A 25,742-nucleotide genomic window follows, 5' to 3' on the forward strand; every position below is an offset into this window, starting at 1 on the left:
TGCGGACAGACTGTAGATTGGGCTGATGTGTGCGCACAGAAAGCCCAGCTGACCGACGCCTCATGGAGTTGCAGCGATCGCGAAGCCGGCCCTCGGGGGATGGCCACAAGCGGATGGGGAACACGACTGGCCCGGACGGTGAAACAAGGTAGGACTGACCGCCTATAGACAGTAAGCATCGTGTGCTTTTTGCGAATGCGGTCGGTTCCTCTGCCAGCACAGTCGGAGGGGCGAGGCCTAGTGGTGTGGGAAACCGAGGTTTCCGGAAATGAGGTAACGGTTGGACCCGCGAGGAATCGACGGAATCGACAGCGCTGATCTGACGTCGCGGAAGGGCGCTTTGCCTCTTTCCCCGGCGCAGCTCGGCTTGTGGTACGCGCAGTACCGTAGCCCCGATGTGGCGATCAACAATGCGCAGTACGTCGACCTCCGCGGAGATCTCGATACCGAGGTGCTCGAACGGGTCAGCAGGATTGCCGCCGGCGAACTGGAGTCGGGTTTTGTGCGACTCGTCGAAATCGAGGGTGTTCCTCACCAGGTCATCGATCCGACTCTGGATACCACCCTCCGACGTGTCGACCTACGCGATGCAGAGGACCCCGAGAAGGCTGCGCTGGAGTGGATGCGGAGCGAGTACAGCACCCCGATCGACATCGTCTCGGATCGTCTGATCGTCGCTGCCGCCATCCGGCTGGAGGATTCGCGCTACTACTGGTACGCGCGCGTGCATCACGTCGTTCTCGACGGTGTCGGCGCCATGAACTTCATGTTGCGCGTCGCCGAGCTGTACACGGCCGCGGTCGAGCACCGCGATCCCGAACCGCTTGTGGTCGGTAGCCTGAAGGATCTTCGCGCCGCCGAACTGGCTTATCGCAACAGCGCCAGGTTCGCGCGGGACAGCGAGTACTGGGCCGAACGTATCGCGGGGGTCGAGGCAGGCCTCGATCTCAGCTCACGCGTCGCTCCGCCGTCGCCCCGCAACGAGTTCGCCACCGAAACACTCACCCAGCTGCAGACCGAGCGTTTCGACGCTGCCGTCGAGCGGCTCGATTCAGCTCGCTCCACGGTGTTCATCGCCGCGTTCGCTGCCTTCCTCGCCCGGATGACGGGCCGCGAGGAGATCGTCCTCAGCCTGCCCGTGACCGGTCGCGTCACGGCTGTCGCACGGCGCTCCGGCGGAATGCTCTCCAACATCGTTCCGCTGCGACTCCACGTCGGAGCCGAGCTGACGATCGGCGAACTGGTCGCGGATGTCCAGGTCGCCGTCACCAGCGCCTTGCGGCATCAGCTGTACCGACACGAGGACATCCGGCGTGATTCGGCAGACCCGCACGGAGGCCTGTTCGGTCCACTCGTGAACGTCATGTTGTTCCACAGCGCGATCCAGTTCGGACCGATGACGGGCGAATTGACCATCTTGTCCACCGGCACCGTGGAGGCTCTCGGCGCGAACTTCTACGAAAATGCCGCAGGGGATCGCCTCAACATCGACTTCGAGGCGAATCCGGGCCGGTACACCCCCGAGGAGAACGCGGAGTACCACGCCCGCTTCATCTCGTTCCTCGCCGAGTTCGCCGAAGCCGAAGCCGACCGCCAGGTCCGGCAGCTGAGCCTGATGAACGCTGACGAGCGGCGTCGGGTTCTTGTCGAGTGGAACGATACGGCGCGTGTGGTGCCGGATGCCACGTTGGTGGGGTTGTTCGGGGCGCAGGTGGCGCGGACGCCGGATGCGGTGGCGGTGGTGTTCGAGGGTGTGGCGCTGTCGTATGGGGAGTTTGCGTCGCGGGTGCGTCGGTTGGCGCGGTTCCTGGTGGCCGAGGGTGTGGGTCCGGAGTCGTTGGTGGCTGTGGGGATGCGCCGGTCGTTGGAGATGTTGACGGCGATTTATGCGGTGGTCGAGGCCGGTGGTGCGTATGTGCCGGTGGATCCGGATCAGCCGGTGGAGCGGGTGGGGTACGTGGTCGAGACCGCGGATCCGGTGGTGGTGTTGTCGACCTCGCGCGATGGGCTGGTGGTTCCTGGTGGCCGGTCTGTGGTGTGGGTGGACGAGTTGGATGTGTCGGGGTTTTCCGATGCGCCGTTGGGGGATGGGGATCGTCGGGGGGTGGTGCGGCCGGAGTCGGCGGCGTATGTGATCTTCACGTCGGGGTCGACGGGGCGTCCGAAGGGCGTGTCGGTTTCGCATGCGGCGATTGTGAATCGGCTGGTGTGGATGCAGGCGGAGTACGGTTTGTCCGCTGCTGATGTGGTGTTGCAGAAGACTCCGTTCACGTTCGATGTGTCGGTGTGGGAGTTGTTCTGGCCGTTGCAGGTGGGTGCGCGGTTGGTGGTGGCGCGGCCGGAGGGTCATCGGGATCCGGTGTATCTGGTGCGTGTGATGGTCGAGCATGCGGTGTCGGTGGTGCATTTCGTGCCGTCGATGTTGTCGGTGTTCGTGGCGGAGCCGTCGGTGGTCGAGGCGGTGTCGTTGCGGTTGGTGTTTGCGTCGGGGGAGGCGTTGCCGGGGTCGGTGGCGTTGCGGTTGCGGGAGTTGTTGCCGTCGGTTCGGGTGCACAATTTGTACGGTCCGACCGAGGCTGCGGTGGATGTGACGTTCCACGAGGTGTCGGGTGCGGATCGGGTTGCGGTGCCGATCGGTGTGCCGGTGTGGAACACGCAGGTGTTCGTGTTGGATTCGCGGTTGTCGCCGGTGCCGGTGGGGGTCGTGGGTGAGTTGTATCTGGCGGGGGATCAGTTGGCGCGGGGGTCTGTGTCGCGGGCTGATTTGACGTCGGATCGGTTTGTGGCGAATCCGTTCGGGGTGGCGGGTGCGCGGATGTATCGCACGGGTGATCTTGTGCGGTGGGGTGTTTCGGCTGGTGGCGGTGCGGAGTTGGAGTACATCGGGCGCACCGATTTCCAGGTGAAGGTGCGTGGGTTGCGCATCGAGTTGGGTGAGATCGAGTCGGCGTTGCTGGATCTGGGTGTGGTGGCTCGGGCGGTCGTGGTGGTGCACGACGGTGATCTGGGGCAGCAGTTGGTGGGGTATGTCGTTCCCGAGCCCGGTGCGGTGGTCGATACGGCGGTGGTGCGGGCCGAGTTGGCGTTGGTGTTGCCGGGGTACATGGTGCCCGATGCGTGGGTGGTCATGGATGAGTTTCCGCTCAATGCGTCGGGGAAGTTGGAGCGGAAGTTGTTGCCGCCTCCTGTGTTCGAGGCGCGTGAGTTCCGGGCGCCGTCGACGCCGGTCGAGGAGATCGTGGCGGGGGTGTTCGCGGAGGTGCTCGGTGTCGAGCGGGTCGGTGCGGACGATGATTTCTTTGCGCTCGGTGGTAACTCGCTGATCGCCACCCAGGTGGTCGCGCGCATCGCTGCCGCACTCGATGTCCAGCTCGGCGTTCGCGCGGTGTTCGAAGCCTCCACTGTTTCCGAAATGGCGGAGTTCGTCTCGTCGTCGCGCGCCGCGGGCCGACGTCGTCCGCCGCTCGTGCGATACACGCGACCGGACTCGATCCCGTTGTCGCTGGCGCAGTCCCGGATGTGGTTCCTCAACCAGTTCGATCCCACCGCCGCCACCTACAACCTGCCATTCGTCCTGCGAATGCGTGGGGACGTCGATGTCGATGCGTTGCAGACGGCGCTCTACGACGTGGTCGAGCGACACGAGTCGCTGCGCACCATCTTCCCTGAATCCGAATCCGGCTCCGGCGCCTGCCAATTGATACTGCCGATCTCCGAAGTCGATCTCGGCCTCGCGGAGGAATCTGTCGTGCCGGCAGAGCTGCCGGAGATTCTCGCGGAATTCGCATCGGCCGGTTTCGATGTCTCCCACGAGATTCCGATTCGCTGCCGGGTCTTCCGCGTGGCCGACAACGAGATCGCGCTCGCAATGGTGATCCACCATATCGCCGCAGACGGAGTGTCTTTCGGACCGCTGGCGCGGGACATGGCGGCGGCATACGTCGCCCGGACCTCCGGTGGCCCGCTGACCTGGCCTGCCCTGGAAGTGCAGTACGCCGACTACACGCTGTGGCAGCGCGATGTCCTCGGCGACGAGTCCGATCCCGATTCTCTCGCCGCAGAACAGATCGCGTATTGGTCGGACCGGTTGACGGGCATTCCCGAACAACTCGACCTGCCTGCCGATCGGCACCGGCCGGCAGTGCAGTCCTTCATCGGGCACCGCGTCGGGTTCGATATCGACGCGCGCACATTCCGAGCGCTCTCGGAATTGGCTCGGGAACATAACGTTTCCCTTTTCATGGTCATGCATTCGGCGCTGGCGGTATTGCTTGCCCGACTGTCGGCCACCGAAGACATTGCGGTCGGCAGTCCCATCGCCGGTCGCGGTGAACAGGCTCTCGACGACCTGATCGGCATGTTCGTCAACACACTGGTGCTGCGGACGCACGTCGATCCGGGCATGTCCTTCGCGGCGTTGCTGCAGCAGGTCCGGGAGATCGATCTCGGTGCATTCGCGAATGCCGACGTGCCGTTCGAGCGTCTCGTGGAGGTGCTCAAGCCGGCGCGGTCGCAATCGAGGCATCCACTGGTGCAGGTGGTGCTCGCGTACCAGGACATGGGCGACACAAGCCTCGAACTGCCGGGTCTGACGATCGAGGCGAGTGAGGTCGATGTCGACGTCGCAAAGTTCGATCTGCAACTGACCCTGTCCGGGCGGACGGACCCGACCGGCGCCACCGTCGCATTGCATGCCGAATTCGTTTATGCCACAGATCTTTTCGATTCGTCGACGGTGCGCGGATTCGCCGAGCGTTTCCAGCGAATCCTCACGGCCGTCATCTCGGACGTCGATCGACCGGTCGGCGATCTCGAAATCCTCGGTACCGCCGAGCGGCACGACCTCGTATCGATGACGGGTGCCGGCAGCGTCGAACCCGTCACGCTCGCTCGGTTGCTGACCGACGCGGTCTCCCGTAATCCGGCGGGTCCGGCGGTGGTGGTTGGCAACCAATCGCTGACGTACAGGGAACTCGACGCAGTTTCCTCCCAGCTCGCACGCATCCTGATCGGTCGGGGTATCGGTCCGGAGACAGTGGTGGCGGTTGCAGTGCCGCGATCCTTCGACTCGGTGATTTCGTGGTGGGCCGTAGCCAAGACCGGCGCCGCATTCGTTCCCGTGGATCCGAGCTACCCGGCCGACCGCATCGAGCACATGGCCACCGATTCCGGTGCCGTACTCGGCCTGACAGTCGAGCAGCACCTGGCGTCGCTGCCGGACTGCGTGACCTGGCTCGCCGTGGACGACGCGGAGTTCGTCGGCGATCGCGCGGTTGTCTCGCCGGCTCCGGTCACCGACGCGGATCGGATCCGTCCGCTGCGACTCGAGCACCTCGCATACCTGATCTACACCTCGGGTTCGACGGGCACCCCGAAGGGTGTCGCGGTCACACATGCGGGACTCGCCGCATTCGCGGCCGAGCAACGCGACCGGTTCGATGTGGATGCGCGCTCGCGCACATTGCATTTCGCTTCGCCCAGCTTCGACGCATCGATTCTGGAATTGCTGCTGGCGATCGGCGGATCGGCGACGATGGTGATCGCGCCTGCCGGCGTCTACGGCGGCGCGGACCTCGCCGAGGTGCTGTTCAGGGGTGGGGTCACCCACGCGTTCATGACGCCTGCCGCTTTGGGGACCGTGGACCCGGCCGGTCTGCCTGACCTGCGCGTCGTAGTGGTCGGCGGTGAGGCATGTTCACCCGAGCTGGTAGCCAGGTGGGCTCCGGGCCGCACAATGTTCAACGCGTACGGACCGACCGAGGCGACGGTCGCCTCCAATATCTCCGACCCTCTCGTCGCCGGCGAGGTGATCACCGTCGGCGGACCTATCCGGGGTGTGACGACGTACGTGCTCGACTCCCGGCTCGGGCCGGTCCCCGACGGTGTCACCGGTGAGCTCTACATCTCGGGTGCCGGTGTCGCCCGCGGGTACCACGCGCGCGCCGGCCTGACAGCCGAGCGCTTCGTGGCCGACCCGTTCGGCGCTGCGGGCGAAAGAATGTACCGCACTGGCGATCTGGTTCGTCGAGTGCCGGGGACGCGGACACCGCGAATCGAGTATGTCGGCCGCAGTGACTTCCAGGTGAAGATTCGCGGTTTCCGAATCGAGTTGGGCGAGATCGACGCTGCCCTCGCCGCTCACGACGATGTCGATTTTGCCGTGACAGTCGGACACACCGGTGTGTCGGGTACGGCTCAACTCGTGTCCTATGTGACCGCAGCACACGGCCGTGCGATCGACACGGAAGCTCTGACTGCATTCGTGTCCCGTCGGCTGCCGTCCCACATGGTGCCCGCGGCGCTTGTCGTACTGGACGAGCTGCCGCTGACGCCCCAGGGCAAGCTGGACCGGAAGGCGTTGCCGGCGCCGGTGTTCGAGACGAAGGTGTTCCGCACACCGTCCACTCCGGTGGAAGAGATCGTCGCCAACACGTTCGCGGATGTGCTCGGGGTGGCGCGGGTCGGTGTAGACGACGACTTCTTCGATCTCGGGGGGAACTCTCTTATCGCGACCCAGGTGGTCTCGCGCCTCGGCGCGGCGCTGCAGACCACCGTGCCGGTACGGGTCCTGTTCGAAGCGTCGACCGTCGAAGCGCTGGCCGCCCGCGTGGAACAGCATGCGGGCGGTGGAGGCAGGCCCGCTCTCGCGCCCGTGGACCGTCCCGGACGCATCCCGCTCTCGCTTGCTCAGCAGCGCATGTGGTTCCTGAACCGTTTCGACAGCGACTCGGCCGTGAACAACATTCCGATCGCGATCCGGCTCAGCGGTGATCTCGACATCACCGCACTGCAGGTCGCCGTCATCGATGTGACCGACCGCCACGAATCGTTGCGGACGGTTTTCCCGGACTCCGCGGAGGGGCCGAGTCAGGTCGTGCTCGACGCGGTGCAGACGGTGCCCGATCTGACGCCCGAACCGGTTACCCCGAACGAGCTGTACGGCAAGCTGTTCGAGCTTGCCGCTGTCGGATTCGACGTGACGACCGAGGTCCCGCTGCACGCCCGTCTTTTCGAGATCGGTGAGCGCGAGTACGTGCTCGGCATGGTGGTGCACCACATCTCTGCCGACGGCTGGTCGATCGGTCCGCTGGCACGTGACGTGATGGTGGCGTACGCGGCACGTTCGTCGTGGGATGCGCCCGTGTGGTCGCCGCTTCCGGTGCAGTACGCGGACTTCGCGCTCTGGCAGCGTGGGGTACTCGGCGACGAGCACGACCCGGACTCGCTGATCTCGAGCCAGTTGGATTACTGGACAACCACCCTGGCAGAGCTTCCCGACCAGATCGACCTGCCCAGTGACCGTCCGCGTCCGGCCGTCGCGTCGTTCTCGGGCGCCAGTGTCCGATTCACCATCGAACCCGAACTCCATTCGGCGCTCAACACTTTCGCGCGAGAAAACGCCAGCACCATGTTCATGGTTGTGCACAGTGCGCTCGCGGTGCTCTTGTCCCGGCTGGCGAGTACGAACGACATCGCAATCGGTACTCCGGTCGCAGGCCGAGGCGAAGCCGGACTCGACGACCTGGTCGGAATGTTCGTGAACACACTGGTTCTGCGTACGCCGGTCGAGGGTTCCGAGTCCTTCACTCGGCTGCTCGGGCGCGTGCGCGAGGCGGACCTCGGGGCGTTCGGGCATGCCGATGTGCCGTTCGAGCGACTCGTCGAGGTTCTCAACCCGGCGCGTTCGCAGGCCCGGCATCCGCTCTTCCAGGTCATGCTGACCTTCCAGAACCTTGCCCAGACCGCTCTCGAACTTCCGGGTCTGTCGGTGAGTGAAGTCGACTTCGACACGCGGGTGGCGAAGTTCGATTTGCAGCTGACACTGTCGGAATCGATCGACGAGCAGGGCGCCGCGGCCGGTATGCCGGCTGAATTGACCTATGCGACCGACCTGTTCGACGAGGCCACGATTTCGTCGTTCGCGGAGCGCTTCGTCCGGGTACTCGAGGCCGTGGTGGCGGATCCCTCCACCTTGGTCGGCGGGATCCCGATACTCGACGCTGACGAGCGGCGTCGGGTTCTTGTCGAGTGGAACGATACGGCGCGTGTGGTGCCGGATGCCACGTTGGTGGGGTTGTTCGGGGCGCAGGTGGCGCGGACGCCGGATGCGGTGGCGGTGGTGTTCGAGGGTGTGGCGCTGTCGTATGGGGAGTTTGCGTCGCGGGTGCGTCGGTTGGCGCGGTTCCTGGTGGCCGAGGGTGTGGGTCCGGAGTCGTTGGTGGCTGTGGGGATGCGCCGGTCGTTGGAGATGTTGACGGCGATTTATGCGGTGGTCGAGGCCGGTGGTGCGTATGTGCCGGTGGATCCGGATCAGCCGGTGGAGCGGGTGGGGTACGTGGTCGAGACCGCGGATCCGGTGGTGGTGTTGTCGACCTCGCGCGATGGGCTGGTGGTTCCTGGTGGCCGGTCTGTGGTGTGGGTGGACGAGTTGGATGTGTCGGGGTTTTCCGATGCGCCGTTGGGGGATGGGGATCGTCGGGGGGTGGTGCGGCCGGAGTCGGCGGCGTATGTGATCTTCACGTCGGGGTCGACGGGGCGTCCGAAGGGCGTGTCGGTTTCGCATGCGGCGATTGTGAATCGGCTGGTGTGGATGCAGGCGGAGTACGGTTTGTCCGCTGCTGATGTGGTGTTGCAGAAGACTCCGTTCACGTTCGATGTGTCGGTGTGGGAGTTGTTCTGGCCGTTGCAGGTGGGTGCGCGGTTGGTGGTGGCGCGGCCGGAGGGTCATCGGGATCCGGTGTATCTGGTGCGTGTGATGGTCGAGCATGCGGTGTCGGTGGTGCATTTCGTGCCGTCGAGGTTGTCGGTGTTCGTGGCGGAGCCGTCGGTGGTCGAGGCGGTGTCGGTGCGGTTGGTGTTTGCGTCGGGGGAGGCGTTGCCGGGGTCGGTGGCGTTGCGGTTGCGGGAGTTGTTGCCGTCGGTTCGGGTGCACAATTTGTACGGTCCGACCGAGGCTGCGGTGGATGTGACGTTCCACGAGGTGGCGGGTGCGGATCGGGTTGCGGTGCCGATCGGTGTGCCGGGGTGGAACACGCAGGTGTTCGTGTTGGATTCGCGGTTGTCGCCGGTGCCGGTGGGGGTCGTGGGTGAGTTGTATCTGGCGGGGGATCAGTTGGCGCGGGGGTATGTGTCGCGGGCTGATTTGACGTCGGATCGGTTTGTGGCGAATCCGTTCGGGGTGGCGGGTGCGCGGATGTATCGCACGGGTGATCTTGTGCGGTGGGGTGTTTCGGCTGGTGGCGGTGCGGAGTTGGAGTACATCGGGCGCACCGATTTCCAGGTGAAGGTGCGTGGGTTGCGCATCGAGTTGGGTGAGATCGAGTCGGCGTTGCTGGATCTGGGTGTGGTGGCTCGGGCGGTCGTGGTGGTGCACGACGGTGATCTGGGGCAGCAGTTGGTGGGGTATGTCGTTCCCGAGCCCGGTGCGGTGGTCGATACGGCGGTGGTGCGGGCCGAGTTGGCGTTGGTGTTGCCGGGGTACATGGTGCCCGATGCGTGGGTGGTCATGGATGAGTTTCCGCTCAATGCGTCGGGGAAGTTGGAGCGGAAGTTGTTGCCGCCTCCTGTGTTCGAGGCGCGTGAGTTCCGGGCGCCGTCGACGCCGGTCGAGGAGATCGTGGCGGGGGTGTTCGCGGAGGTGCTCGGTGTCGAGCGGGTCGGTGCGGACGATGATTTCTTTGCGCTCGGTGGTAACTCGCTGATCGCCACCCAGGTGGTCGCGCGGCTGGGATCTGCCCTCGACACGTCGGTGCCGGTACGCGTGCTGTTCGAAGCGCCGACAGTGGCGGCGCTGGCAACCCGGGTCGAGCGGTCCAAGGGTGCGGGCGCGCGGAAGGCACTCGTCGCTGTCGAACGTCCGGCGCGCATTCCGTTGTCGCTGGCCCAGGCCCGGATGTGGTTCCTCAATCGTTTCGACCCCGGGTCCGCCGTCGACAACATTCCCGCCGCGATTCGTCTTTCCGGCGCTCTCGACGTCGAGGCGTTGCGCCAGGCGGTGACCGATGTCGTCGGTCGGCACGAGGTGCTGCGCACCGTGTATCCCGAGGTCGACGGTGTCGGCTACCAGCAGATTCTTCCGGTGGATTCGGCTCGGCTCGATCTCGTCGTGGAGGATGTCGCAGAAGAAGATCTGCATGCGGTGGTCGTGAACCTGGCCCACACGGGATTCGACGTGGCGGAGGAACCACCGGTGCGGGCGCGCCTGCTGCGGATGAGCGACTCCGAGTACGTACTCGTATTCGTCGTACACCATATTGCGGCGGACGGCTTCTCGATGGCCCCGTTGACCCGCGACGTAATGATCGCCTATGCGGCGCGTTCACGCGCCGATGTGCCGGCCTGGCAGCCGCTTCCTGTGCAGTATGCGGACTACACGCTCTGGCAGCGTGAGGTATTGGGCGACGAATCGGATCCGGATTCGATCGTGTCCGCTCAACTGACCTACTGGTCGTCGCAGTTGGCGGGGCTACCGGACCAGTTGGACCTGCCGATCGATCGGCCTCGTCCGCCGGTTTCGTCCTACCGCGGCGGAACGTTCTTCTCGCAGATCACACCCGACATCGGCAACCGCATCGATCGTGTCGCGCAGGCCCACGGTGTGACACCGTTCATGGTTGTCCACGGTGTCTTGGCGGTTCTGTTGTCCCGGCTGTCGGGCGATCGTGATATCGCGATCGGAACGCCGGTGGCCGGACGCGGTGAGCCGGCGCTCGACGACCTCGTCGGCATGTTCGTCAACACCCTGGTACTGAGGACCGGCATAGACGGCGGTGAATCGTTCGCAGGTCTGCTCGCCCGGGTCAAGGAAATCGACCTCGGGGCGTTCGGACACGCCGAGGTGCCGTTCGAGCGTCTCGTGGAGGTGCTCGACCCCGAACGGTCGCAGAATCGGCATCCCTTGTTCCAGGTGGTGCTCACCTTCCAGAATATGGCGCAGGCGGCACTCGAACTCGAAGGTCTCACAGCGCAAGGGGTCGAATTCGACGCGCAAGTCGCGAAATTCGATCTTCAGGTCACGTTGGCCGCAGCGCCGAACGGCGGCTACACCGTCGAGTGGACCTATGCGAAGGATCTTTTCGACGAGCCGACGGTCGCGTCGTTCGCAGAGAGGTTCGAGCGACTCCTGACCGGAGTGCTGACGGACCCCTCCCGTGCGGTGGGAATGATCGAACTGCTGGCCGAGGCCGAACGTGCCGAGGTCCTGGGGGTCTGGTCTACACCAGGTGCGGAAGTCGATCCGACGTCCACACTGCCGGCACTGTTCTCTGCGACGGCAGGCTCGTGGCCCGAGAACATCGCGGTGACGGCCGGTGAATCGTCACTTTCCTACGCCGACCTTTCGGCTCGCGTCAACGGTCTGGCGCGTCGCCTGATCGCGTCCGGCGTGGGACCCGGATCGCTGGTTGCGGTGGCGTTGCCGCGGGACGAGTCGCTGATCACGGCATTGCTGGCGGTTCTCACCTCCGGGGCCGCGTATCTGCCGGTGGACGTGACGTATCCGGCGGATCGGATCACCTACATTCTCGGTGACAGCGCTCCTGCCGTCGTTCTGACGACGGCGTCGGACAGGCAGGCGATACCCGAGATGCCGGGCATCGAGGTGCTGGTGCTCGACGAACTCGCCTGGGACACACTCGATACCCGGCCGGTGGCCGACGCCGACCGTGTGGAGACTCTGCGGTCGTCGGATGTGGCGTACGTGATCTACACCTCGGGCTCGACGGGCCTGCCGAAGGGTGTTGCGGTCACGCATCGCAATGTCCTCGAGTTGTTCGCGAACGCGCAACCGCTGTTCGGGTTCGACGAAACCGACGTGTGGACGATGTTCCACTCGTACGCGTTCGACTTCTCCGTGTGGGAGCTGTGGGGCCCGCTGTTGTACGGCGGGACGCTCGTGGTCGTCGACTACTTCACATCGCGCTCGCCCGAGCAGTTCCGGGAACTGGTGGTGCGGTCGGGAGTGACGGTGCTCAGCCAGACTCCATCGGCGTTCTACCAGTTCGCGGAGGCCGATCGTGCGGCCACCGAGGGCGATGCTTCCGCACAGGCCGGTGCATCGGCGCTGCGCCACGTGGTCTTCGGTGGCGAGGCCCTGGATCTGGGCAAACTGGCGGGCTGGTTCGACCGATACCGTGACGATGCGCCGCGGTTGGTGAACATGTACGGCATCACCGAGACGACGGTGCACGTGTCGTTCCTGGCTCTGACCGAGGACATGGTGCGGTCTTCGTCGGCGAGTGTGATCGGCCGGGCATTGCCGGGCCTGCAGGTCTACGTCCTCGACGAGTGGTTGCGTCCGGTTCCGGTCGGCGTCAAGGGACAGATGTACGTCGCCGGCGCCCAGCTCTCGCGTGGTTACATCGGCCAGCCTGCGCTGACCGCGGGACGGTTCGTGGCGGATCCGCACACGTCGCATTCCGCGGCCGGCGGGTCGCTGATGTATCGGACCGGTGATCTCGCACGGTGGAATACCGATGGGATGCTCGAGTACGCCGGTCGATCGGACTTCCAGGTGCAGCTGCGCGGATTCCGGATCGAACTCGGTGAGGTGGAGTCCGCTCTCACGCGCTGCGCCGGAGTGGCGCAAGCGGTGGCGATTGTGCGCGGCGGTGAACGGACCGGTGATCGGCTCGTCGGCTATGTGGTGCCCAGAGCCGGTGAGACCGTGGATCCGCTGCAGATCCGCGAGGATGTCGCATCGTTCCTGGCCGGGTACATGGTTCCCGACACGGTGGTCGTGCTCGACGCGTTGCCACTGACCGCCAACGGAAAACTGGACCGAAAGGCCCTGCCGGAGCCTGTGTTCGAGGTGAAGGAATTCCGGAACCCGCAGACCCCGATCGAAGAGATCGTGGCCGGCGTGTTCGCCGAGGTGCTCGGTGTCGATCGCGTCGGTCTGGACGACGACTTCTTCGCGCTCGGCGGCAACTCGCTGGTCGCGACACAGGTCGTTTCCCGGCTGGGCGCGGCGCTCGACACGCGGATCGGCGTCCGGGAATTGTTCGAGGAATCGACCGTCGAAGCGCTGGCATCGCGACTCGAGTCGCATGCGGGCACGGGACGTCTCGAACTGGCAGCGCAGCCGCGACCGGCGCGGATACCGCTGTCGCTGGCCCAGTCGCGCATGTGGTTCCTGAACCGATTCGACAACCGGTCCACGGCCTACAACATCCCGATGGCGCTCCGCTTGTCCGGACCTCTGGACGTTGCGGCGCTGGACGCCGCCGTCGCGGATGTGGTGGCGCGACACGAAGTGCTGCGCACCGTGTACCCGGAAAGCTCGGGTGCCCCGATTCAGGTTGTTCTGCCCCCTGCCCGGGTGACGCGGACTCTCGAGCCCGTTCCCACCTCCGAGGAAGAGTTGCCGGCGCTGCTGGCCGAGCTCGCCGCGACCGCCTTCGACGTGACCACGGCGGTGCCACTGCAGATCCGTCTGTTCGAGTTGTCCGACGAGCATCATGTGCTCGCGCTGGTGCTGCACCATATCGCGGCGGACGGTTCATCGATGGCGCCCTTCGCGCGAGACGTGATGATCGCCTATGCCGCACGGCTCGAGGGACACGCACCCGACTGGATGCCGCCCGCGGTGCAGTACGCCGACTACGCGATCTGGCAGAGGCAACTGCTGGGGTCGGAAGAAGATACGTCATCGCTGCTCTCGCAACAGGTTCGATACTGGCGCAAGGCTCTCGCGGACATTCCGGACCAGCTGGACCTACCGACCGACCGGCCGCGCCCCGCGGTGCAGTCGTTCCGTGGCGGACGAGTGAACTTCGACATCGGTCCGGAGCTGCATCAGCGGCTCGTCGCCCTCGCGCGTGGCCGTAACACCACCCTTTTCATGGTGGCGCACACGGCGTTCGCGGCCCTGCTGGCGCGACTGTCGGGCACGAGCGACATTGCCGTCGGCACTCCCATCGCCGGACGCGGCGAACGCGCGCTCGACGATCTCATCGGCATGTTCGTCAACACCCTGGTGTTGCGGACCACTGTGCCGGAGGAGGCGTCGTTCACAGAGTTGCTCGACTCGGTGCGCGAGATCGACCTGGAGGCATTCGCGCACGCAGATGTGCCGTTCGAGCGCCTCGTCGAGGTGCTCAATCCGGAACGGTCGACCGCGCGCCATCCACTGTTCCAGGTGGGATTCTCGTTCCAGAACCTGGCGCAGACCACGCTCGAACTGTCGGGCATGGCAGTGTCCGGGCTCGAACTCGACACGGGCGTGGCACAGTTCGATCTGCAGTTGTTCCTCACCGACCGGTATGACGCGGCAGGGTCTCCGGCCGGAATCGATGCGGTGTTCAGTTACGCGACCGACCTGTTCGACCAGTCGACGGTGGACGCATTCGCTCAGCGGTTCGTGCGCGTGCTCGAATCGGTCGCGATGGATCCGGAGTCGCCGGTCGGCGACATCGAGATTCTCGCGATGGACGAGCGCGACCGGATACTGACCGAGTGGAACGGCAGCGCGCACACGGTGCCCGACGCGACGCTGGTATCGCTGTTCGAGGCCCAGGTGGCGGCGACTCCGGACGCCCCGGCCGTCGAGTACGACGGCGTCGTGCTGACCTACCGCGAGTTCGGTGCCCGGGTCGATCGGCTGGCGCGACGGCTGGTGAAGCTCGGCGTGGGCCCGGAATCGCTGGTAGCGGTGGGTATGCGTCGCTCACCGGAACTCGTGGTGGGCATGTACGCGGTTGCGGCGGCCGGCGGCGCGTACGTGCCGATCGACCCCGATCAGCCCGCCGATCGCACCGCATACATTCTCGACGCCGCCGATCCGGTATGTGTGCTCACCAGTGCGCGCGACGGCTTCGGAGTGGACGGGGCGCGACCGGTGATCGTCGTGGACGACGATGCGGACGCGGCGCTGCCGAGCACCCCGCTGACGGACGCCGAGCGGCTCGCGCCGCTGCGGCCCGAGCACGCCGCCTATGTCATCTTCACCTCCGGCTCGACGGGCCGACCGAAGGGTGTCGCAGTGTCGCACCGCGCGGTCGTGAACCAGATGCTCTGGAAGCGCGCCGAATTCGAACTCGGTCCGCAGGACGCGGTGCTTCTCAAGACTGCCGCGACCTTCGACCTGTCGGTGTGGGAGTTCTGGTCGGCGCTCGTGTCGGGCGCACGTCTGGTGGTCGCGAATGCCGACGGCCACCGAGACCCGGGCTATCTCAACGAGTTGATGCGCACCACCGACGTAACCACGTTGCACGTGGTGCCGTCGATGCTCGAAGCCCTCATGGTGGAATCCGATGGTGCCCTGCCACGTTCGCTGCGACGCATCCTCGCCATCGGCGAGGCCTTGCCTGTGCAGTCGGCGCAGGCGGTGCGCTCCGCGAACCCGGATCTGCAGCTGTTCAACCTGTACGGTCCCACGGAGACCGCGGTGTCGGTCACCAGTCACGAAGTGACCGATGAGGACACGGTTGCCGTATCGATCGGGGGACCGGAATGGAACACCCGGCTGTACGTGCTCGACCGACGGATGCGACCGGTACCGCCCGGTGTTCCGGGTGAGCTGTATGTCGGTGGAGTCCAGCTCGCCCGCGGATACCTCGGACGCTCGGACCTGACCGCGGAGCGGTTCGTCGCCGACCCGTTCGCGACAGGGACCGAGAGCGGAGGCCGGTTGTACCGAACGGGCGACCTGGTCGTCTGGACCGCCGACGGCGCGCTCCGATACGTGGGCCGCACCGACTTCCAGGTGAAGGTCCGCGGCTTCCGGATCGAGCTCGGCGAGATCGAGTCGGTGCTCCGGGACCACCCGTCGGTGGCGCAGGCCGTCGTACTCGCCCACCATGACGACCGGCTGGGCGACCAGTTGGTCGCCTATCTCGTGCCGTCGGCCAGCACGGACCTCGCCGTCGACGACGTACGTGCCGACCTCGGCAGCCGACTGCCCGGCTACATGGTGCCCGCAGCGTTCGTCGTGCTCGATGCGTTGCCGCTGAACATCAACGGGAAGCTCGATCGCAAGGCCTTGCCACAGCCGGTGTTCGAGGCGAAGTCGTTCCGTGCCCCGGTCACCCCGATCGAGCAGATCGTCGCGAGCATCTTCGCCGAGGTGCTCGGAACCGAGCGGATCGGCGCGGACGACGACTTCTTCGCGCTCGGCGGCAATTCGTTGCTCGCGACCCAGGTGACGGCCCGGCTCGGCGCGGCGTTGGATACCACGGTCCAGGTCCGCGCCCTCTTCGAAGCTCCGACGGTGTCGGCGCTCGCATCCCGCGCCGAATCGGACGCAGGATCCGGTGCACGGCCCGCGCTTGTTGCCGGATCGCGTCCGGCACGGGTGCCGCTCTCGCTCGCCCAGCAGCGAATGTGGGTCCTCAACCGGATGAATCCGGATTCGGCGGCGTACAACATTCCGGTCGTGCTGCATCTGTCCGGGCTGCTGGATGTGCCGGCCCTCGGCGCTGCGGTGCGGGACGTGTTCGAACGCCACGAGGTCCTGCGGACCCGCTACCCGGACACCGACGACGGCCCGGTCCAGGAGATCGTTCCGGTCAGCGAGGCGGCGCCGGGACTCGCTGCCGTCGAGGTCCCGGAAAAGCTGTTGCCGGAGCGCATCGCAGAGATGGTGGGTACCGGATTCGACGTCACGACGAGTGCTCCGGTGCGCGGCCGATTGTTCGCGGTCAGCCCGACCGATCATGTCCTCGTGATGGTGATCCACCACATCAGCGCGGACGGCTTCTCGATGGGACCGTTGACTCGGGACGTGATGACGGCCTACGCGTCGCGTGTCGACGGCGACATCCCGACCTGGTCGCCGCTCGGGATCCAGTACGCGGACTACGCATTGTGGCAGCGGGAGATTCTCGGCGACGAGAACGATCCGGAGTCGACACTCACCCGTCAGCTCGACTACTGGGCGACCCAGCTCGCCGGGGCACCCGAGTTGCTCGAGTTGCCGGCGGATCGGCCACGTCCGGCCCGCGCCTCGATGCGTGGAGCGGAATACGAGTTCGCACTCGATGCGAACCAGTCCGAAATACTGGAAAAGGTTGCGCGCGAGCATAACTCGACAGTGTTTATGGTCATGCACGCCGCCTTCGCGGTTCTGCTGTCCAAGTTGACCGGTACGAGCGACATCGTCATCGGTACGCCGACGGCGGGTCGCGGCGAGGCCGCTCTCGACGATCTGATCGGCATGTTCGTCAACACCCTCGCTCTCCGGACGCAGATCGAGTCGAGTGCCGACTTCGTCGAACTGCTCTCGCAGGTCCGCGAGCGGGACATCGAGGCGTTCGGCAACGCCGACGTGCCGTTCGAGCGTGTCGTCGACACGCTCGGCCGGCGCCGCACCGCAGCCTATTCACCCGTGGTCCAGGTCCTGTTCGCGTTCCAGAACATGGCACCGCGCTCGCTGCAGTTGCCGGGTCTCGAGGTGTCCCTCGCCGAGGGCAACTTCGACCAGGCGAAGTTCGACCTGCAGCTCAGCGGCGGCGAGGTGTTCGACGATCAGGGCCGTCGAGGTGGCATCCGTCTGCTCTTCACATACGCCACCGACCTGTTCGACGAGGAGTCCGTCGCCCGGTTCGCGCAACGATACCTGCGGGTGGTCGAGGCGGTCACCGCCAATCCCGCCGTCGTGGTCCGGGACATCGACATCCTCGGGGCCGAGGAGCGGGCAAGTCTGGCACCCAAGCGAAAGATGACCGCCGCCGATCTGCCCGAGCTCATCGCGTCGGCGGCCCAGGTTCGACCCGGCGAGCCCGCACTCACCCACAACGGCACCACGGTGACCTTCGGTGCGCTGCACGACAAGCTCGCATCGGTTGCCAAGGCTATGGGGGCGACCCTCAAACCCGACGCGCAGGTGTCTGTCGCATTGTCGGGTCTGGTTCCCGGCATTCTGCCGGAGCTGGGTGTGACCGGGTACGCAACATTGATCGAGTCACTCATCACCCAGGCGCAGAGCCTGGCGACACAGAGGAACAGTTAGATGTCCGTTCGGAAGCCCGGTCACGAATCTCTCGCAATCGAGGACCTGCCGCGGCTGGTTGCGGGAGTCGCGGCAGTAGCGCCTGAACGAGTGGCTCTGTCGTACGGCGACACCGCCGTGGCCTACGGAAGGCTCCACGACGAGCTGACCACCCTCGACGTGGCTATGGGAGGCGCGCTCGGGCCGGATGCGCTCGTCCCGGTCGTGCTGTCGAATCTCGTGCCGGCACTGCTCGAATCGGATGAGAACGGCGGTCTCGCCGGTGTCGTCGCCGCATTGATCGACGATGCGGTGGGGGTCGTCGATGTCCCGGTCACGCACGACGAGGCAGCCGAGACTCTTGTCGGATTGTTCGAGCAGCAGGTCAAGCGCACACCGGACGCGATCGCCGTCGAGTTCGACGGCGAGACTCTCACCTATTCGGAGTTCGACAGGGCCGCCAACCGGATGGCCCGATTCCTCGTCTCGATCGGCGTCGGTCCCGAGGCGAATGTCGGATTGGCGATCCGTCGATCGCTCGATCTGATGATTGCGATGTACGGCATCGTCAAGGCCGGAGGTGCGTACGTTCCGCTCGACCCGGATCATCCAGCCGACCGCATCGCACACGTCCTCGCCGCTGCGCAGCCGGTCGCGGTCCTCACCACCTCGCGCGACCGGATCGCGGTGCCGGAGCAGACTCCGCTCCACGAGGTCGATCGCCTCGACCTCACACGGTTCGAGACGACATCGCTCACCGACGCAGACCGCAGCGCCGCGTTGCGTCCCGACAACACCGCCTACGTCATCTTTACTTCAGGGTCCACCGGGCTGCCGAAGGGCGTCGCGGTCGAGCACAGGGCAATCGTCGCGAATCTGCGTTGGCGCCAGCGCGAGTACAGGTTCACCGACTCCGACGTCATCCTGCAGAAGACACCGTTCACGTTCGACGTCTCCGTCTGGGAATTCTTCTGGCCTCTGCAGACCGGTGCCCGGCTGGTCGTCGCGCAGCCCGACGGGCACCGTGACCCTGCATATCTGGCCCGGACGATCATCGATCGGGGAGTGACGGCGCTGCACTTCGTGCCCTCGATGCTCTCGGTCTTCGTAGCGGAGCCGCTCGCCGCCCAGGCGGATTCGATTCGGTATGTGTTCGCATCCGGTGAAGCACTACCGGCATCGACGGTGTCCCGGTTTCACGAGATCAGCTCGGCCGCGTTGCACAATCTCTACGGTCCGACCGAAGCTGCCGTCGACGTCACGTACTACGCCACCGAACGCGGCGACCGGACGATTCCCATCGGGTCCGCGGTCGACGACACGGGACTGATCGTGCTCGACGATGCGTTGCGGCCGGTCCCTACCGGCGTGCCCGGCGAGTTGTACCTTTCGGGCGTGCAGCTCGCGCGCGGCTACGTCGCTCGGCCCGAACTCACGGCGGAACGCTTCGTTGCCGATCCGGCCGGGCGCGCCGGCGAGCGTATGTACCGCACCGGCGATCTCGTGCGCCGGCGTCCGGACGGTGAACTCGACTACATCGGCCGCGTCGATTTCCAGGTCAAGCTCCGCGGATTGCGTATCGAACTGGGCGAGATCGAGTCCGTCATCCTCTCTCGCGCGGATGTAGCCCAAGCCGTGGTCGTCGTGCACTCCGATCCGGTCACCGGGGATCACCTCGTCGCCTATGTGGTCGGCGAGAATTCGACACCACTCGATTCGAGCGAGCTCACGGAGACCACCCGCGAGCGGCTGCCGGACTACATGGTGCCGAACCTGTTCGTAGAATTGGCCGAGTTCCCGCTCAATGCGAGTGGCAAGCTCGACCGCAAGGCCTTGCCGGCACCGGATTTCGCGTCGGCGCGCGAGTACCGCGAACCGACGACACCGACCGAGCAGGTCGTCGCCGAGATCTTCGCGGATCTGCTCGGCGCCGACCGCGTCGGTGCGAACGACGACTTCTTCGAACTGGGCGGCAACTCGTTGATCGCGACACGTGCTGTCGCACGGATCAATTCGCGGCTCTTGGTCCATATCGAGGTCGGGGAGTTCTTCGACGTTCCAACCGTCGCGGACGTGGCGCGACTCGTGGACGAGGCGGGAAGTCGTGGATCCGCGAACCGTCTTCCTCTGCGCCCTATGCCGAGGCCCGAACGGGTACCGCTGTCCCTCGCGCAACAGCGGATGTGGTTCCTCAACCAGCTCGAACCGGATTCTGCTGTCAACAATATTCCGTTCGCGCTACGGCTGTCGGGTCTGCTCGACCGGCACGCCCTGCAGATCGCTGTCGCCGACGTGCTGGCACGACACGAGGTCCTGCGCACCGTATATCCCGAGGTGGACGGCGTCGGCTACCAGCAGGTCGTACCGACCGCCCAGGTGATCCCGGACCTGAGCCCCATCGCGGTGTCCGAGGACGAGGTGGCGCGTTGCATCGCGGAAAAGATGTCCGCGCCGTTCGATGTGACCGTCAACGTCCCGTTCTGGGCAGGGCTGTTCGAGATCAGCGCGACAGAGCACGTGCTCGCGTTCTCCGTCCACCACATTGCGGGAGACGGCTTCTCGATCGGACCGCTGACGCGTGATGTCATGACCGCTTACGCGGCGCGTTCGGTGGGGGAGTCGCCGGACTGGCAGCCGTTGACGGTGCAATATGCCGACTACAGCATCTGGCAGCGAGAAATGCTGGGCTCCGAGGACGATCCGAATTCGGTGGTCACGCGTCAGATCGAATTCTGGAAAACAGAATTGGCGGATCTCCCCGAGGAACTTCCGCTGCCGACCGATCGATCGCGTCCGGCGGTGGCGACCAGTCGCGGTGACCTGCTTCGCTCCGAGATCGATGCGCAACTGCGAAATCGATTGAACTCGGTTGCGCGAGAACATAATGTGACACTCTTCATGCTCGTTCACAGCGCCCTCGCGACATTGCTGTCGCGGTTGTCGGGTCTGAGAGACATCGCGATCGGTTCTCCGGTAGCCGGTCGTGGGGACGTCGCTCTCGACGACTTGATCGGAATGTTCGTCAATCCGCTCGTTCTGCGTACCGACGTGGATCCCGCCATGTCCTTCACCGAACTTCTGGCACAGGTCCGCGCATCCGACCTGCGCGCATTCGCGCATGCAGAGGTTCCGTTCGAGCGACTCGTCGAGGTTCTGAACCCTGTGCGGTCGCAATCCCGCCACCCGCTGTTCCAGGTGGCACTGGCTTTCCAGAACATGGATCGTACCAAGCTCGAACTGCCCGGGCTGACGGTCAGCGGCGTCGAATTCGACTACGACCTGGCGAAGTTCGACCTTCAGGTCACGATCGCCGAGCGACCCGACGGCGGCGCGGACAACGGACTCGTCGTCGAAATGTCCTACGCAACCGATCTGTTCGACGCGACGACCGTCGAATCGATCGCTGCCCGGTTCCTACGGGTGCTCGAGGCGGTTGCCGTCGACCCCGGCGTCGCGGTCGGCGATATCGAGTTGCTCGATGCCGCCGAGCGGGACGCTCTCCTGGCCGGTGCGGTCGCCACCCGGCACCCCGTCGATTCGTCGGCAACGCTTCCGGCGCTGTTCGCGGCCCGCGCGGCCGCGACGCCTGATGCCACCGCCCTCGTCTTCGATGGGCAGACCCTCACCTACGCGCAGTTCGGTTCCCGGGTCAACCGGCTCGCTCGCCGCCTCATCGCCGAGGGGGTCCGGCCCGAGGTCCGGGTCGCACTCGCGATGCGGCGTTCCGCGGACCTGGTGATCGCGATGTACGCGGTACTCGCCGCCGGTGGCGCGTATGTGCCTGTGGACCCCGACCAGCCCGCGGAGCGGATCGAGTACATCCTCGACTCCGCGGCACCGGTCTGCGTGCTGGTGGCCGATACCGGCGACGTGCAGATTCCCGGCGACCGGACCGTGCTGAGCGTCCGGGATACCGACCTCGATCTGTCCGACGTCCCGGTCACCGATGCAGACCGGTCGGGCGTACTGCATCCGGACAACACGGCATACGTCCTTTTCACATCCGGGTCCACCGGGCGTCCCAAGGGGGTGTCCGTCGCGCACCGCGCGGTCGTCAACCAGGTGCTGTGGCTTTCGGACCGATTCGCAATCGACCCGTCCGACGTCGTCCTGTTCAAGACACCGGCGACGTTCGACGTGTCGGTGTGGGAGCTGTTCTGCACGCTGGTCGCGGGAGCCCGCCTCGTTGTCGCGGAGCCGGACGGCCATCGCGATCCGATCTATCTCGCTCGGCTGATCGACGAGCAGTCGGTGACGATGGTCTCGTTCGTACCGTCGATGCTCGGCCCGTTCGTGTCGGTCCTCGATCCGTCCGGCGGAGCCTCGCTGCGCGCCGTGCTGGTTGCCGGTGAGGCATTTGCCCCGTCCGCCGCGGCGCGGGTCCGGTCTGCGCTGCCACAGGCCGCACTGCACAACTTGTACGGGCCTACCGAGTTCACCGTGCACGCCACCGAGGTGGAGATCCGTCCGAACGAACCCGTCACGATCGGCCGGCCGGTGTGGAACGCCGGAGCGCTGGTGCTGGATTCGCGTCTGCGGCCGGTCCCGGTGGGCGTCGCGGGTGAGCTGTATCTGTCGGGCGTGCAGTTGGCGCGCGGGTACCACGGCCGGGTCGACCTGACGAGCGACCGCTTCGTCGCGGATCCGTACGGGGCACCCGGCGAACGCATGTACCGCACCGGTGACCTGGTTCGGCGTGACGCCGCAGGTGAACTGGTCTACCTCGGCCGCACCGACTTCCAGGTGAAGTTCCGCGGCCAGCGGATCGAACTCGGCGAGGTCGAAGCGGTCCTCGCCGAAGATCCCGCTGTGTTGTCCGCAGCCGTGCTGGTCCACGACTCCGCGACCGGTCAGAACCTGGTCGCCTACGTCGTCCCGGTGTCCGGCACCGAACTCGACGCCGCCGCCGTGCGCGCGGCCGCCGCGAAAGCCCTTCCGTCGTACATGGTGCCGTCCGCGGTGACCGTGCTCGACGCGTTCCCGCTCAACGCATCCGGGAAACTGGACCGCAAGGCGTTGCCGGATCCGGTGTTCGAGATCCGGGAGTTCCGTGCGCCGACCACCCCGGTCGAGGAGATCGTGGCCGGAGTGTTCGGTGAGGTGCTCGGGCTCGATCGGGTGGGTCTCGACGACGACTTCTTCGCTCTCGGTGGCAATTCACTGATCGCGACACAGGTGGTGTCCCGGTTGGGGGCGGCACTGGATGCACGCGTACCGGTGCGCGTGCTGTTCGACGCATCGACGGTGGCGGACCTCGCTGCCCAGCTCGAGTCGCATGTGGGTGCGGGTGGCCGGGCGGCGTTGACGGCGCGGGTGCGTCCGGAGCGGATTCCGTTGTCGCTGGCGCAGTCCCGGATGTGGTTCCTGAACCGGTTCGATCCGGAGTCGACGGCGTACAACCTGCCGATGGCGTTGCGGATCTCGGGTGCGCTGGATGTGGCGGCGTTGCGGTCGGCGGTCGGGGACGTGGTGGCGCGGCACGAATCGTTGCGCACGGTGTATCCGGAGACCCCCGACGGACCGATACAGGTCATACTTCCGGTCGCCGGAGCTGTTCCGGTGATCGACGTGGAGGAGACGACCGCCGAATCGCTGGTCGCTGCGGTGACCGGCTTCGTTACCCACCCGTTCGATGTGACAGCGCAGGTGCCCCTGCGGATCAGGCTCTTCGATCTCGGTGGTGGCGAGTTCGTGCTGGCGATGGTGGTGCATCATATTTCGGCGGACGGGTCGTCGATGGCGCCGTTCGTGCGGGATGTGATGGTGGCGTATTCGGCTCGGGTGGGCGGTGGTGTGCCGTCGTGGGAGCCGTTGGCGGTGCAGTATGCGGATTATGCGTTGTGGCAGCGGTCGGTGTTGGGGTCGGAGGAGGATCCGGGGTCGCTGATTTCGCAGCAGTTGGATTTTTGGCGTGCGGCGTTGGCGGGGTTGCCGGATCAGTTGGAGTTGCCGTGGGATCGTCCGCGGCCTGCGGTGCAGTCGTCGGCCGGTGCGCGGGTGGGTGTGGTGGTGCCGGCGCAGTTGCATGGGCAGTTGGTGGGGTTGGCGCGGGCGCATAATGCGACGTTGTTCATGGTGGTGCATGCGGCGTTGTCGGTGTTGTTGGCGCGGTTGTCCGGTGGTGGGGATGTGGCGGTGGGGACGCCGATCGCCGGGCGTGGTGAGCGTGAGCTCGATGATTTGATCGGCATGTTCGTCAATACGTTGGTGTTGCGGGCGGATGTGCGCGGTGGGGGGTCGTTCGAGGAGTTGTTGGGGTCGGTTCGGGAGTCGGATCTGCAGGCGTTCGCGCATGCGGATGTGCCGTTCGAGCGATTGGTGGAGGTGTTGAATCCGGCGCGGTCGACGGCGCGGCATCCGTTGTTCCAGGTCGGCTTCTCCTTCCAGAATCTGAACGAAGCCAACCTGAATCTGCCCAACCTGTCGATCGCACCCGTCGACCTCGAACACCGGACCTCTCAGTTCGATCTGCACTGGATTGTGCAGGACACGTACGACGAGTCCGGGAATCCTTCGGGTATCGGTGGTTTCGTGACGTATGCGACGGCGTTGTTCGACGAGTCGACGGTGGTGTCGTTCGTGGAGCGGTTCGTGCGGGTGCTCGAGGAGGTCGTGGCGGATCCGGCGCGTCCGGTGGGGGATCTCGAGATCCTCGGGTCCGGTGAGCGGTCGCGGATTCTGGAGTCGTTCAACGATACTCGTCACGAGGTGGAGTCGTCGGCGACGTTGGTGTCGTTGTTCGAGCGGCAGGTCGCGGCCGCACCGGATGCTCCGGCGATCGAATTCGACGGTCGGGAACTGTCGTACCGAGACTTCGATGCTCGCGTGAACAGGCTGGCACGACGCCTGATCGCGGCCGGTGTGCGGCCGGAGTCCACGGTCGCCCTCGGAATGCGCCGATCGGTGGAGCTGGTGGTCGGCATGGTGGCGGTCGCCAAGACCGGTGGCGCCTACGTTCCGGTGGATCCGGACCAGCCGGCCGAGCGGACGAAGTACATTCTCGACACCGCGAACCCGGTGTGTGTGCTGACCACCGCACGCGACGGTTTCGGTGTCGACGGAGAGCATCCGGTGCTGTTCGTCGACAATCCGGATGCGGGTGCGGCAGACGTTTCCGACGGTCCCCTCTCCGATGAGGAACGGCACGCCCCACTGCGGCCGGAGAGCACGGCGTATGTGATTTTCACGTCGGGGTCGACGGGTCGTCCGAAGGGTGTGGCGGTGCCGCATCGGGCGATTGTGAATCAGTTGGTGTGGAAGGTCGCGGCGTTCGGGTTGGGGCCGGATGATGCGGTGTTGCTCAAGACTGCGGCGACGTTCGATTTGTCGGTGTGGGAGTTCTGGTCGTCGTTGGTGTCCGGTGGCCGGTTGGTGGTGGCGGAGCCGGAGGGTCATCGGGATCCGGGGTATCTGGTGGGGTTGATGCGGTCGGCGTCGGTGTCGACGTTGCATGTGGTGCCGTCGATGCTCGAGGCGTTGACGGCTGCGGCGGTGGCCGATGGTTCGGGTGGGGTGTTGGCGTCGTCGTTGCGTCGGGTGTTGGCGATCGGGGAGGCGTTGCCGGGGTCGGTGGCGCAGGGGTTCCGGTCGGTGAATCCGGGGGTGGGGCTGTTCAATTTGTATGGTCCGACCGAGGCTGCGGTGTCGGTGACCTGGCATGAGGTCGTCGATGGGGATGTGGCGGGTGTGCCGATCGGTGTGCCGGAGTGGAATGTGTCGGCGTTTGTGCTCGATGAGCGTTTGCGTCCGGTGCCGGTGGGTGTTGCGGGTGAGTTGTATCTGTCGGGTGTGCAGTTGGCGCGGGGGTATTTCGGTC

2 protein-coding genes are annotated in these 25,742 nt (G+C 65.8%); both read left to right on the forward strand.

The annotated features are described in order from the left end of the window. The first annotated feature begins 280 nt into the window (after nucleotides 1-280). Nucleotides 281-17,947 carry a non-ribosomal peptide synthase/polyketide synthase gene (locus tag Q8814_RS09470; RefSeq protein ID WP_330151755.1) on the forward strand — a complete coding sequence of 5,889 codons (17,667 nt, stop codon included), beginning with the start codon at nucleotides 281-283 and terminating at the stop codon, nucleotides 17,945-17,947. Then, the coding region (locus Q8814_RS09475; RefSeq protein ID WP_330151756.1) for an amino acid adenylation domain-containing protein at nucleotides 17,948-25,742 on the forward strand (7,795 nt) is incomplete at its 3' end.

It is taken from the genome of Rhodococcus chondri, assembly GCF_036327435.1.
Taxonomy (GTDB): domain Bacteria; phylum Actinomycetota; class Actinomycetes; order Mycobacteriales; family Mycobacteriaceae; genus Rhodococcus; species Rhodococcus chondri.